This is a genomic window from Tateyamaria sp. GN1-10, assembly GCF_055693845.1.
The window spans coordinates 1,385,175-1,397,862 of the sequence record NZ_JBVFUR010000004.1; the positions used below are offsets into that span (position 1 = coordinate 1,385,175).

Here is a 12,688-nt window from a genome sequence, read left to right on the forward strand (position 1 = left end):
TCTGCAATCTTAGTCGCACCAGTCGTCATCTATTGGTCATATAACCCGAACCTAGCTAGCGTGCGAGTATGACAGCCGCCTCTCTAACAACCCTCTCGACCGTATCCTATCCGTTTATCAGCGACTGGCTTGTCGCACTGCGCGCGCTTTGCACCGATGAACAACTGGCGTCGCTACTGGAACGGTCCCATCTCTCAATGGGTCAGGGTCAATCAAACGATAGGGTTACTCTGGATCAGATTGTTGGCCTTTACCAAAGGGCTGCCGTTGAGACGGGGGATGAGATGATGGGGCTGTGGAGCCGCCCGGTCCGTCCGCGGGCGCTTCAACACCTTTTGACATCCGTACGCGAAGCGACGTCGCTGTCGTCAGTACTGTACCGGTTTTCAACGTTCTGGAATCTGCTGCTGGACGACTACCAACTCGATCTGACCGAAACAGATGACCTTCTAACGCTGACGTTGCATCCCCAGGGCGGCGCTCAAATACAACGGTTCGGTCATATGCTAATCCTGAAATTGGCACATGGGCTGATATCCTGGATGGCTGGGCATGAAGTGCCCGTAAAACATGTAGGGTTTGCTTTCGCGCGACCCAACTTCGATCAGGACTATGCGATCATTTTCCCTGCCCCTGTGTCATTCGGTCGGAAAGAAACGTCGCTGACTTTGCGGGTGAACAAGATCAGCCGCGTACAAGTGCGCAGCAGAGCAGACCTCGATGAATTTTTGCAGAATGCACCGAGGGACTGGATATTCACTAGGTCGCGGGAGCATACGCAATCCTTACGCGTGCGCACATACCTCAGTCAGACAGGGTGGGAGAGTGCCAATCTGGCCGGTGCGGCGGATGCAATGAATATTACGCCACGGACGCTTATTCGAAGGTTGAAGGACGACGGTACCTCCTTTCAGGCGATCAAGGATGGACTGCGCCGCGACATTGCCATTCGCAGTTTGCGTGCGGGTCTTAAAAGCATTGAGGAGATTGCTCAGGATGTCGGCTTTTCGTCGGCGGCCAATTTCCATCGGGCCTTTCAGCGGTGGACAGGAAGTACGCCTAGCCACTATCGCAGCGCGCCAAACTAAGAACTCACTTTGTCACTTTTGGACAATATCTTGTCACCCCAAGAGATGGTTAATCGTTGCTGGACATCCTTATTTTAAGGGTAATTCACACGCAAACTAGCCAGCGTCGGCTTTTGTTGCCTCAAGGCAATGCAGAGTGATGTGGCATGTTCTGACATGCCGGTTTCTGAAAGGAAGACACCAGTGACTGATAAACTCGCTGCCATCCTAAATGCTGCTCGTGACCACGCCGAGCAGGTGATCTTGCCGAATGTGGATGCATGGAATGCCGCCAAGATGTGGCCCCGTGATGCATCGGACAAGGCCGGGGCTGCTGGTCTGACCGGCCTTTATGCACCTGAAGAGTTTGGCGGGCAGGGGTTGCCCTTGTCCGAAGGTATCCAGGTTTACGAGCAGTTGGGCCTTGGTGATGGGGCATATGCTTTTGCCCTATCCATGCACAATATTTGTACATTTGCGGGATGCAGCTACGGCACTGACGCCTTCAAACAGCACTGGGCCCGCGATCTGACGTCCGGTCACAAGTTGGCGAACTTCGCGCTCACCGAACCACAGTCCGGTTCAGACCCGATGCAAATGTACACCCGGGCCACAATAAACGACGATGGGACATGGACGATCAGTGGATCTAAAGCGTGGGTCAGCCTTGCGACAGAAGCCGATATCTACTTCACGGTCGTCAAGACAAGCGATGCACCGGGGCACAAAGATATGGCAATGATCGCCATTCCCGCTGACGTGCCGGGGATCAGCTTCGGCCCGCTCTATGATACCCCGTCCTATAATTTCCTGCCCATGTCCGAGATGTATTTCGACAAGGTGGTCGTCAGCGAAGACAACATTATCCTGCCCATTGGCCAGGGCCTGCAGGGTTCACTTATGGCGATCGACATCGCACGAGTCTCTATCGCATCTGGATGTTGTGGGCTGATGCAGTCAGCCCTTGATACCGCGCTGTCATATTCCAAGAACCGCAAGATGTTTGGTGGCAAGAACCTGGATCTCGACGGCATTCAATGGATGCTGGGAGAAGTTGCGACTGATCTTGAAGCGTCAAGGCTGCTCTATCGCAAGGCGGCCGAAACGCTTGGAGCGCCGGAAGGTCCTTTGATGGCTGCCCATGCAAAACGATTTGTGCCGGATGCTGCGGTAAATGCTGCAAACACCTGCACTCAAGTTCTGGGCGGTATGGGGCTTTTGCAGCCTTACGGTCTGGATCGTCTGTCCCGCCTTGCTCAAATGCTTCGGATTGTAGACGGAACCACAGAAATCAGTCGCGTTGTGATCGGGCGCGCGTTGCAAAAAAGGGCGGCGGCGCTGCCGGACCTCCCGGTTCCAATAGGGTTTGGCGAGGAGCGCGAAAAAGGTGATGAGATTGCGGCGCAATAGAAAACGAAGAGGACGCACTACGACGACATGATGCCCGGCAAACCGGTCGCACAAATGCAGCCGGTTTGCTGCATTGAAGACCAAAATTGTGCACGCTGCGCACCCACGAACGAGGCAAAAATTCCACCAGCAAGGATGTCCTCGGGGTGGCGATGTTGCGATCAGTTGCCGCGAACTTCGGAGATTGAGGTTTCACTCAGTCTTTGGATCAGCCTTTGTTCGACATCTTCCAGAACGCCAGTGACCCGTTTATGCAAAGCTTTTTCTACAGAACATGCAGGCGCTTCATCACTGTCACCACCGGTGACCAAACGCTCATCGAGTGCAAGGTAGACATCGGCAAGTGTAATGTCTTCCGGTGCCTGTGCCAAACGCCAGCCACCTGAATGCCCCTTTTCCGAGGTCAATAGCCCGGCTTTTCGAAGTCGGCCCAGGACACGGCGTACGACCACGGGATTGGTACCAGCGTGTTCGGCGATATCTGCGGATGTACGCATGCGGCTCGGATCGCCCGCCATATGGCTTAGCGTGTGCAGGGCAAGTGACAGGCGACTGTTTCGCTTCAAAGCGTAGTTCCGCTTATTTTGACGCTCACGTAACAAACGGTGTTGCGTGCCTTATGTAGCTCCGCTAGTTGCATGAATACCCTTTTTTTCAAGCTTTGACCATTCAAGATGTCTGCGCAACTCACTCGCAATCTCGGACAAACAAGCCTTCGTGGCAAGCGTCGTCTCAGCGATCCGATGCGAACATATGACTCTCTGCCGGCACCCCTTCGGCAGTGGCTTTCACAGGCAGTTCTTCCATGGTCCCCCACATCAGCGCGTCGCATCTGGAACAAAGCTCATGCAAGAGGGCACAGTGTTGAAGAGACGCTGTATTCACTCTCGCAGGTCGAGGCTCGCATGCTGACGCGCGACAAATATGCCGCTCAACACGCCATTACCAATTCTCAAGCCTAAAGGAGCTTCCCGATGTCTATCGTCACCAGACTTGTCTTTGCTGCAATCGTGACGCTGAGCCACGCGTTGCCGACATTTGCCCAAGAGGGCAGTCTCAACATATCGACCGGCTCGGGTCCGAGCGCTGAGGTGCCAGACCCCCGGGCTGGTTACAATGGATGGCTATCCAACCAGACCGGCGTCACCGAGACGCTGATGGGGATCGATTATGATCTGAAGCTTTATCCGCGTCTGGCTGAAAGCATTGAACAGTCTTCACCGACAAAATGGCGTGTTACGTTGCGGGACGGAGTACAGTTCCACGATGGTACGCCGCTGACGGCACAGGCCGTGATTGATGCGATTGCGCCGATTTCGGATCAGAACCACCCGGGGCACAACGCTCGGGTGATGAACCTGCTGGATCTGGCGGGAATGTCAGCCGACGGCGATAGCGTCGTGGTGTTCGAGACCAACAGCCCGAACGCGGCCTTCCCTTGGACGCTGTCTGAACCCGGCATCGCGATTCTAGGCCCGCGGTCGGATGCGTTTCCGATCAATGCGACTGGCCCGTATTCTTTTGCAGAGGCTGTACCGAACCAGTTTTATCGTGTTGAAGCGAACCCGAACTATCGGCTTGGCCCTCCCGGCTTGGAAGAGGTTCGTGCGGTTGTGTCTGGCGATCCGGCCACGGCGGCACTGGCCTTCGAGGCGGGCGAGGTCGATATGGTTATCAATTACCCGGAGAGTGATTTTGAGCGGATCAAGAGCACTGGTGCACTTGGCTTTTCTGAGCCAACGGCCCGCCTCTATTTCTACACAGTGAATGCTGCCAGCGGGCCGATGGCCAACCCGCCGGTGCGCCGCGCTGTATCTTTGGCAATTGACCGTCAGGGCATCGTCGATGCTGTTCTCTCTGGGGTTGGTGGCTCTGCTGCCGGGACTGTGTATCCTGACGGGAAGGGCTGGGCTGCGGATGTTCAGGCAGTGTACGATCCGGCAAAGGCTGAAGAACTGTTGTCAGAAGCTGGTGCCGTCAAAGAAGGCGGGCGCTGGATGCTGGATGGTGAGCCGCTTGAGATTGACATCGTGACCTATTCTTCGCGCGCGGCCCTGTCACCGACGGCCGAACTGACACAGGCATTTCTTTCGGCCATCGGGATCATAGCGAATGTCAAAATCGGCGAATGGGGGGCGAGCAGCGACGCTATCGCGGACGGCTCAGCTGATCTTTTCCTGCAAGCCTGGGTGACTACGCCACAAGGCGATCCAGGTGCGGTTCTTGAAACACTGTTGAAATCCGACGGCGCTTCGAACTCCGGGAACTATGCGAACGCCGCCTTGGACAAGTTGCTCGAAAAGGGCCGCCTGACGTTTGACCATGAAGAGCGAGAAGCGATCTATGACGAAGCGCAGCATATCATCGCAGCAGATACCGCCATCATTCCTGTCTTCCATGTCAACCAAGTCAATGTCGCCAAACCCGGCCTCACTGGCTATGCCGTGCATCCAACCGAGACCTACTGGATCACGTATGAAACGAAGTTTGTTGAATGACGCTTTCCGTTTCCGGCCTGAGTGCGATGCGCTCAGGTCAGACCATTCTTTGTTCAACCTCACTTGCAATTTCACCCGGTGACAGGATCGGACTGGTCGGAGCGTCGGGATCGGGTAAGTCGACGCTAGGGCACGCATTGGTTGATGCGTTGAGGGCCCAAAGCCATACCGTGGCGCATGTTCCCCAAAGCCCGGACGAGGCGCTGGACCCGCTGCGTAGCATGGCATTCCATTGGCGTGAGGCAGAACAGGCTTTGGGTTTACAGCCGGGTGCCGCCGATCAGAAGGCCCTCTTTTCATCGCTGAAAATCGAAGGCGGCGATCTGCGCAAGCGGCCTTGGGCGTGGAGCCGAGGCATGCAGCAAAGGTTCGTCATTGCAATGGCACTTATGGGGGTACCTGATCTCATCGTTCTTGATGAACCAACATCGGCACTGGACCCTGTGATCGCGGCTGCGACCATGGGCTTGCTTGATCGACATCTTCGGGGCAGCAAAACTGCAATGATGCTTATCACTCATGACCTCGGATTGGTTGCGCGACGCGTTTCACAATTGATGGTGATGCACGAAGGGCAGATCGTGGAGCGCGCGTTTACAAAAGACATTCTTGAACGCCCCCAATCGGAACCCTCTAAAGTGCTCGCGGCTCATCGAAACTGGTTTGCCCTGCCATGTTGAAGGTCGATCACGTCTCGGTCAAACGCGGTGCTTCTGTCGCGCTCAAGGGCATCTCACTTTCGCTGGACCCTGGAAAAACTCTGGCTGTTGTCGGCGAAAGTGGTGCGGGAAAATCGACGCTGATTGCAACGATCCTTGGCCTTTTAAAACCTTCGCTTGGTTCGATCACATGGGCTGGCGCACCTGTCCGATCCTGCAAACCTGCGCTGGTCATGCAAGAACCCCGCTCTTCTTTCAATCCAGCCTTATCCTTGCGCCATTCCGTTTTGGAGCCGGTCACTTCTGGTAAGCTCAAGGTGCAAGACGACCGCTTGGAACGTCTATGCCGCGGTCTCGAATTACACCCCGGCCTTTTGGACAGACGCCCCAGCGCGGTTTCAATCGGACAGGCGCAGCGTGTTGGCATCCTTAGGGCGTTGATCGCCGCACCGCCATTCGTTCTCTTCGACGAACCGTTGTCGGCTCTGGATGCGGTAACGCAAAAGCACACGGCGAAGCTGATTGCGGACTTGCAGGACGAAGAAGGTTTCGCCGCTTTGATCGTGACACATGATTTGGGATATGCCGTTGCCCATGCCGATGAAATCGCCGTTTTAAAATCTGGTCGGATCGACGAAATCTCGACGCCGCAAGTATTCATGGCGTCACCGAAATCTGAATATAGCCGAACCTTACGAGATGCAGCCGTGGCGCTTGGAGCATTGGAGACGCCGGTATGATCGCAAGTATTGTTGACCTCGTTCTGCGTGCATTGATCGTTCTCGCGGGCACGGCACTGGCAACTTTTGCGTTGTTGTGGCATGCCCCTGGCGATCCCGCTCAGTCAATCGCCATGGCGCGATTTGATGCTCTTGTAACCGACGAAGTGATCGCCCTAGTCCGGGAAGAGGTCGGGCTCGATGTTGGTTTTTGGTCTGCATTCCAGTCTTGGGTCCGCCCTCTGCTTGTATTCGATTTTGGAAACTCGTCGGTCACAGGCCGGGAGGTATTGCCAGACCTGTTGACGGCAATTTCCTATACTGTTCCGCTCGCATTGGCTGGTCTTGCCATCGGCCTCGCTGTCTCAATACCATTGGCATTTGTTGCCACCAAACGGCCGGGCGGCTGGCTCGATCGGTTGGCGGTTGCCATCGCATCTCTTGGGGCCGCCGTTCCGGCCTACTGGCTTGGACTTTTGCTTATCCTAATCTTTGCTGTCCATCTCGCCTGGCTGCCTGCCATGGGCGCGCGCACACCGGCCCATGTCGTGTTACCAGCCCTTACTCTCGGTCTTGGCGTTGCTGCATCGCTAACCCGCATTATCCGTTCAGGCATCCTTGAGGCACGCGCCCAGCCATTTTTGCCAGCCATCAAACGCCGGGGCGTTTCATCGAAGGCGATTGGCAGAGATCACGTGGTCCCCCATGCTGCGATCCCGGTACTTACTGTATTGGGCTTAGAAATGGCCTTCCTCCTCGAAGGGGCGGTCATGGTCGAAATCATCTTCGGCCGTCCAGGTCTGGGAACCTTTCTGGTGACGGCCATCGAAGCACGTGACTTTCCACAAGTGCAGGCCGTGGTCATCCTGACAGCACTGCTATTTGTCACCGTCAATCTGGTCATTGATGTCATCTACCGCGCACTTGACCCGCGCATTGGAGAGCAAGATGCGTAGCGTTGTCGCGCTTGCAGGGATCATTGCACTACTCGTCGTGTTTGGACCCGTCTTTGCTCCGTATGAGCCGACAATGATCGACATCCGCAACCGTCTCAGTCCACCCAGCATGGAGTTTTTGCTTGGAACCGATGCTCTTGGTCGCGATATCCTGTCCCGCCTGCTTCATGGAGCGCGGTGGTCCCTGGGGCTGGCGTTCCTGATTTCGGTCATTGGCCTTTGTGTCGGCACGGCAATCGGCCTGGCCGCCACGCTGGGCGGCAAGTTGGCAGATTGGGCCGTTATGCGAACAACCGATACATTCCTTGCCTTTCCCGATCTGGTGGCGGCCGTCGTGATTGCCGGGCTAATGGGCGCTGGCACATGGAGCTTGATCTTCGCCCTTAGCGCGACTGGATGGATGAGATACGCACGGGTTGCCAGAGGCGTTGGGCTTTCGCTCAAAACCCGAGGCTATGTGATTCAAGCGAAACTCGCTGGAGTGCCTCCTTGGGCGATCGCACGCTGGCACTATTTACCGTCTCTCTTACCCTCGCTCACAGTAGTGTGGACCGGGATGTTTGCTCGCGCCATTCTGGGCATCTCCGCGCTTGGGTTCCTTGGTTTCGGTGTCCAACCACCGATGCCGGAATGGGGAACGATGCTTTTGGATGCCCGTATCCACATGCGGTCGACGCCGCTGCAAATGATCTGGCCCGGTTTGGCTGTGGTAACCAGTGTTCTTGCCATCAACCTTGCCGGGGACGCGCTCCGGGATGCTTTGACGGAAAAAGACGCCGAGCAATGAGCGGCACGGATCGCCCAACTTTCGGTATCACATTGCGCCTGCTGTCTGGCCTTCTGGGTGCGGGAATGTTCGTCAGTGTAAAGGCCGTCAGCGACAAGGTTCCATTGGGCGAGATCGTCTTTTTCCGCTCCTTCTTTGCGCTTGTACCTTTGGTGATGTTTCTTTGGATCAGGAATGAGTTTCCCGGTGGCTTGGTAACAAGACGACCCGGCGCTCATTTCATCCGGTCCGGTTTCGGCGCACTGGCACTTTTTACATCCTTTGCCGCGATTGATCGTCTGAACTTGGCCGAGGCCATCCTGATTGCGCAGTTGACCCCGGTACTGGTTTCTGTGGCTGCAGTATTCCTGCTCTCGGAAAGGATAACCCAATGGCGGCTAGGCGGGCTGGTTCTGGGGTTTTCCGGCGTCGTTGTACTGGTCTGGCCGGAATTGGATGGCGGATCCAATAGCAGTGCAAGGTTGCTCGGATACGCAATTGGCCTGGTGTCTGCGGTCTTGTCAGCTCTGGCACTTATCATGGTGCGCAGCCTCAACAAAACTGAAAGCCCGGGCGCCATAGCACTCTATTTTGTCTTGGCCTCCATGATCGGTGCGTTGTTTACGCTGCCTTGGGGCTGGGTCATCCCAGACATTCAGACACTGCTCCTGTTGATCGCTGCAGGTGTGTTCGGTGGATTTGCCCATATAGCGATGACACTTGCGTTTCGTTACGCCGAGGCCTCGCGTCTGGCGCCATTCGAATACGTGGCGCTTCTATGGCCGTTTTTGGCGGACCTGTTCATTTTCGGACTACAGCTGTCGACGGCATTCATTTTCGCGGTTCCTTTGTTTTTGGCGGGCGCTTTGTTCGCAGCAGCCGAGAAGAAAAAGAACTAATGAAATGCCTCAGTGTCGATACCCAAGATGAGGAACTGCCTCAGGGCCAGCACACTGTTGCAGGGTGCTTTTCTATTCCCTACGCGGCATCCTCGCTTCCAGGGTTGGGGTGCAAGATCAGTTGATACGCGCCGTGTAAGGTCGGAACTCTGCGAGGTCTGCAGACGGGTGTTCGTGCGCCCGCCATTCGAGCAATTGTGCAGTCCGGAAGTGTGACCCAATCAAGATTCCCGTCAATGTGGTGGACCGGTTGGCATCTATCCCATAGCCTACCGTCAGAGCAGCAGAATAATGCAGGCATACGGAGGTGCCACGCCACTCTCGTGAATAGATCATAAGAACTTACAAAATAGGGACAGCCTCATGAAGTTAGTTATCGGCCTAGACGGGCAAAGCTCGGGGGACAAAGCCCTCGACTTTGCCAAGGATTTGGCAGCCAAAACGACTGCTTGCGAGTTGATCATTGTCTACGTGATCGAATGGTCGCCGTTTTCTTTCCAGACCGCAGAGGAAAACGCAGAACGGCACAAACGGCGCGAGGAAGAGATTGCCGTTGCAACAGAAAGGGTCGTTAATCCCGCGGTGGCGTCGTTGACTGAGGCCGGATTGTCGGCACGGGCAATTGTACGGCACGGGGATGTGGCTGACACCATAGACGACATTGCCCACAAAGAGGGTGCGAGCCAGATCATCGTCGCCCGCAGCAGTGCCGGTGGATTGACGTCCCGCCTCTTCGGCAGCTCGACCGCAAATCTTGTCATGAACGCCCGCGTTCCTGTCACTGTCGTCGCATAAGGATTGCAGAAAATGAAAAAGATTTATTCGATACTCCTCGCGCTGTCGGCACTTGTTGCTGTCACCATACCTGCGCAGGCGCAGGATGCGGCACCGTCGCTGGATGCGCGTGTGAACGAAGCCTTCGCCAATTTCACAGGCCCCTTCGTGAATTTCATCTTTGCCCCGATCCCCGGCACGTCCTTTCCATGGATCGTGATGTGGCTGGTCATTGGTGCAACGGTTTTCACGATCTACTTTGCTGCCGTCCAATTCCGGTTTTTCGGACACGCTATCGGCTTGGTCAAAGGCGATTATTCCGACCCGGATGACGCGGGCGAAGTCAGCCACTTTCAGGCGCTTGCAACTGCACTTTCAGGGACAGTTGGCCTTGGCAACATCGCGGGTGTTGCCGTGGCGGTCGGGATCGGCGGGCCAGGGGCAACATTCTGGATGATCCTTGCAGGTCTCTTGGGCATGGCGTCCAAGTTCACCGAATGCACCTTGGGTGTGAAGTACCGCAATGAATACCCGGATGGCACCGTGTCCGGTGGTCCGATGTACTACATATCCAAAGGATTTGATGAACTGGGCCTGCCGGGTGGCAAGATCCTCGCCGTGCTGTTTTCGGTGTTCTGTATCCTTGGGGCCCTTGGCGGCGGGAACATGTTCCAGGCCAACCAAGCACATGTGCAGATCACTGTGATCACCGGCGATTATCCGGGCTGGATCACAGGCGTCATCTTTGCAGCCGTTGTCTTTGCGGTGATCGTAGGTGGGATCAAGTCCATCGCGAAAGTGACCGAGAAGGTCGTGCCGTTCATGGGCATCATGTATGTCGGCGCGGCGCTGATCGTTCTGATCGTCAACTATGACATGATCGGCTGGGCCATCAGCCAGATATTTGTCGGCGCGTTCACCGGGCTTGGCGTGGCAGGCGGACTTGTCGGTGCGTTGATCCAGGGCTTCAAACGTGCGGCCTTCTCGAACGAGGCGGGCGTGGGTTCTGCAGCGATCGCGCACTCTGCGGTGAAAACCAAAGAGCCGATTACCGAGGGGTTCGTGTCCTTGCTTGAGCCGTTGATCGACACGGTTGTGATCTGCACGATGACGGCCCTGGTTATCATCATCTCGCAACAACTGATCGTTGATCAGGCAACAGGCAACTACATGCTGAATGAAGCGGGCAGTGCAATTGCGACAGTAGACGGCAATTCCGGTGTGGCGTTGACGTCGGCGGCGTTCGGATCCGCGATCGGCTGGTTCCCGTTTGTCCTTGCGATTGCAGTGATCCTGTTTGCCTTCTCGACGATGATATCGTGGTCCTACTACGGGCTGAAGGCATGGACCTATCTGTTTGGCGAAGGCAAAACGACGGAACTTGTGTTCAAGATCATCTTCTGCATCTTCATCGTCATCGGAGCGGCGGCAAGTCTTGGGCCAGTCATCGACTTCTCGGATGCGGCGATCTTTGCGATGGCTGTGGTCAATATCTTTTGCCTCTACTTCCTGATGAAAGTGGTGCGGGCAGAGCTGAACTCTTACAGTGATCGTCTGAAGTCAGGCGAGATTAAGAAGTTCGCGCACTAAACCATCGGAGATGTGTTTGAGAGGCCGCTCGGTTCAGAGCGGCCTCCTTTTTTGAGATAAACAGAATGGTCAGACTGTCGGACATCGGCTGTCCCTATCCACTCGCGCGATACTGCGATGGGGTCACCCCAAGCTCGCGTTTGAACGCCGTGTAGAAAGAGGATCGCGAGTTGAAGCCGACGTCATAGGCAATGACCAGAATGGTCGCATCGGTGGTACGCAGCCGCTCTGCCGCATCTCGAATTCGCCAACGGTTTACGTAGTCAAAGAAACGTTCACCGATCTTTTCGTTCAGGGCCTGAGACGCATAATGGGTGGTCACGCCAATCCGCCCCGCCAGATCCCACAGCGATAGATCAGGTTCGAGATAGAGCTTCTGTTCGGACATCAGCGCTTCGATCTTGTTTGCAATCCTATCGAGGCGCATCTCGCTCAGCCCGCTTTTGCCGTATTTTCGTTGCGGCTCTGTTTCCTCGGGCACAGGCGTATCCGGTTTGGGTGACGGCGTGATGCCCGGCCGCTGCCGCGTGCCCCAAAGCGCAATGCTCCATATGAGCGCGTACTGCACGATGATCATGGCAACAAGTGAGTCAAACACCGCCGCCCCGGGAAATGAGAACTCAGCCAAAGAGGCGACAATCGGGATCAGGTTAAAGCACCAGAAGACGATGACTGCAGCCGCCAACCACCGGGCCCAGGCCATCTCCCTGCCTTCCGTGCTGGCAAACAAATCCTTCAGGCGGGTTCGGTATTGCCGCAACCGCAGCATGATCAATATCGCGTAGATCGGTACCAGCACATAGAACAAGGCCGTCGCAGCATACAGTCCAGCAAAGGCAATGGTTTGCCAGACAAGGTGGTCGGGCGCGTCTGGATACAGGCTGGCCTTTAGTTCGGCGGGCAGGACCAGAACATACAGATAGACGATGCAGGCGAACACGATAGGCATGGCATGCCATCGCCAGCGCGGTTGTTCAGAGTGTTGGGTCGGATCACAGGTCAGCCGATGCACATAAAGCCAGAGCAAAAAGGGCTTTGCCATCGTCAACGGCACTTCCGCCAATTCAAGTGCGAGGTTGAGAAGGGGCAGGGTGCTCCCAAGGCTGAGAATACTGACTGGCAGCGCCAGCAACTCAATCGCATTGGCCCAAAAGAACAGGGCAAGTGGCACGCGCACGTGCCGATGACCATCTTGCAGCAAGAGCAGGTGTCCGCAAAACGCTGACAGAACGAGTAAACCAATCCCTGCAGCGAGCCGCATACTTTCAATGTCAAAATTCAACTGAGTGGGGTCCATGAGGTGTTCGCCATCCACGAAGAGGGGGGCACACATGACTTGCGTGCCCCCGC

At 55.9% G+C, this 12,688-nt stretch carries 13 protein-coding genes; 11 read left to right on the plus strand and 2 right to left on the minus strand.

What is annotated here, in order from left to right; all coding sequences use genetic code 11:
* The first annotated feature begins 68 nt into the window (after positions 1-68).
* Together ACZ1HN_RS08595 and ACZ1HN_RS08600 are read left to right on the plus strand one after the other, a co-directional pair.
* On the plus strand, positions 69-1,088 hold the full coding sequence (locus tag ACZ1HN_RS08595) for a helix-turn-helix domain-containing protein (protein ID WP_472727192.1): 1,020 nt from the start codon (positions 69-71) through the stop codon (positions 1,086-1,088).
* A 183-nt stretch (positions 1,089-1,271) separates the two neighbouring features.
* The gene (locus ACZ1HN_RS08600) at positions 1,272-2,477 is read left to right on the plus strand and encodes an acyl-CoA dehydrogenase family protein (RefSeq protein ID WP_472727193.1); all 1,206 of its coding nucleotides are present in this window, start codon (positions 1,272-1,274) and stop codon (positions 2,475-2,477) included.
* Between the two features lie 161 nt (positions 2,478-2,638).
* On the opposite strand, the gene ACZ1HN_RS08605 is transcribed toward ACZ1HN_RS08600, so the two are convergent.
* Positions 2,639-3,043, minus strand: a complete 405-nt coding sequence (locus ACZ1HN_RS08605) for an RrF2 family transcriptional regulator (protein ID WP_299604664.1) — start codon at positions 3,041-3,043, stop codon at positions 2,639-2,641.
* Positions 3,044-3,151: 108 nt separating this feature from the next.
* Here ACZ1HN_RS08605 and ACZ1HN_RS08610 point away from each other — a divergent pair, with 108 nt between their 5' ends.
* From ACZ1HN_RS08610 to ACZ1HN_RS08650, 9 genes are all read left to right on the plus strand, one after another.
* Entirely contained in the window at positions 3,152-3,439 is a 288-nt protein-coding gene (locus tag ACZ1HN_RS08610) for a DUF6525 family protein (RefSeq protein WP_299204639.1), read from the plus strand.
* Between the two features lie 12 nt (positions 3,440-3,451).
* On the plus strand, positions 3,452-4,975 hold the full coding sequence (locus tag ACZ1HN_RS08615; RefSeq protein WP_472727194.1) for an ABC transporter substrate-binding protein: 1,524 nt from the start codon (positions 3,452-3,454) through the stop codon (positions 4,973-4,975).
* Positions 4,972-5,655 carry an ATP-binding cassette domain-containing protein gene (locus tag ACZ1HN_RS08620; protein ID WP_472727195.1) on the plus strand — a complete coding sequence of 228 codons (684 nt, stop codon included), beginning with the start codon at positions 4,972-4,974 and terminating at the stop codon, positions 5,653-5,655. Before ACZ1HN_RS08615 ends, ACZ1HN_RS08620 begins: the two co-directional genes overlap by 4 nt.
* Positions 5,649-6,374 carry an ABC transporter ATP-binding protein gene (locus tag ACZ1HN_RS08625; RefSeq protein ID WP_472727196.1) on the plus strand — a complete coding sequence of 242 codons (726 nt, stop codon included), beginning with the start codon at positions 5,649-5,651 and terminating at the stop codon, positions 6,372-6,374. Before ACZ1HN_RS08620 ends, ACZ1HN_RS08625 begins: the two co-directional genes overlap by 7 nt.
* Positions 6,371-7,309 (plus strand): ABC transporter permease, encoded by a 939-nt coding sequence (locus tag ACZ1HN_RS08630; RefSeq protein WP_472727197.1) that lies wholly within the window; start codon positions 6,371-6,373, stop codon positions 7,307-7,309. The genes ACZ1HN_RS08625 and ACZ1HN_RS08630 overlap by 4 nt, the downstream gene beginning before the upstream one ends.
* Positions 7,302-8,096 (plus strand): ABC transporter permease, encoded by a 795-nt coding sequence (locus tag ACZ1HN_RS08635; protein ID WP_472727198.1) that lies wholly within the window; start codon positions 7,302-7,304, stop codon positions 8,094-8,096. The genes ACZ1HN_RS08630 and ACZ1HN_RS08635 overlap by 8 nt, the downstream gene beginning before the upstream one ends.
* Positions 8,093-8,974, plus strand: coding sequence for a DMT family transporter (locus ACZ1HN_RS08640; protein ID WP_472727199.1), 882 nt, complete (start codon positions 8,093-8,095; stop codon positions 8,972-8,974). Before ACZ1HN_RS08635 ends, ACZ1HN_RS08640 begins: the two co-directional genes overlap by 4 nt.
* 363 nt (positions 8,975-9,337) lie before the next feature.
* Positions 9,338-9,769, plus strand: coding sequence for a universal stress protein (locus ACZ1HN_RS08645; RefSeq protein ID WP_299705876.1), 432 nt, complete (start codon positions 9,338-9,340; stop codon positions 9,767-9,769).
* Between the two features lie 12 nt (positions 9,770-9,781).
* On the plus strand, positions 9,782-11,338 hold the full coding sequence (locus ACZ1HN_RS08650) for an alanine/glycine:cation symporter family protein (protein ID WP_299204663.1): 1,557 nt from the start codon (positions 9,782-9,784) through the stop codon (positions 11,336-11,338).
* 94 nt (positions 11,339-11,432) lie between these two features.
* Here ACZ1HN_RS08650 and ACZ1HN_RS08655 read toward each other — a convergent pair whose 3' ends face one another.
* On the minus strand, positions 11,433-12,599 hold the full coding sequence (locus ACZ1HN_RS08655) for a helix-turn-helix transcriptional regulator (RefSeq protein WP_472727200.1): 1,167 nt from the start codon (positions 12,597-12,599) through the stop codon (positions 11,433-11,435).
* Positions 12,600-12,688 lie beyond the last annotated feature (89 nt).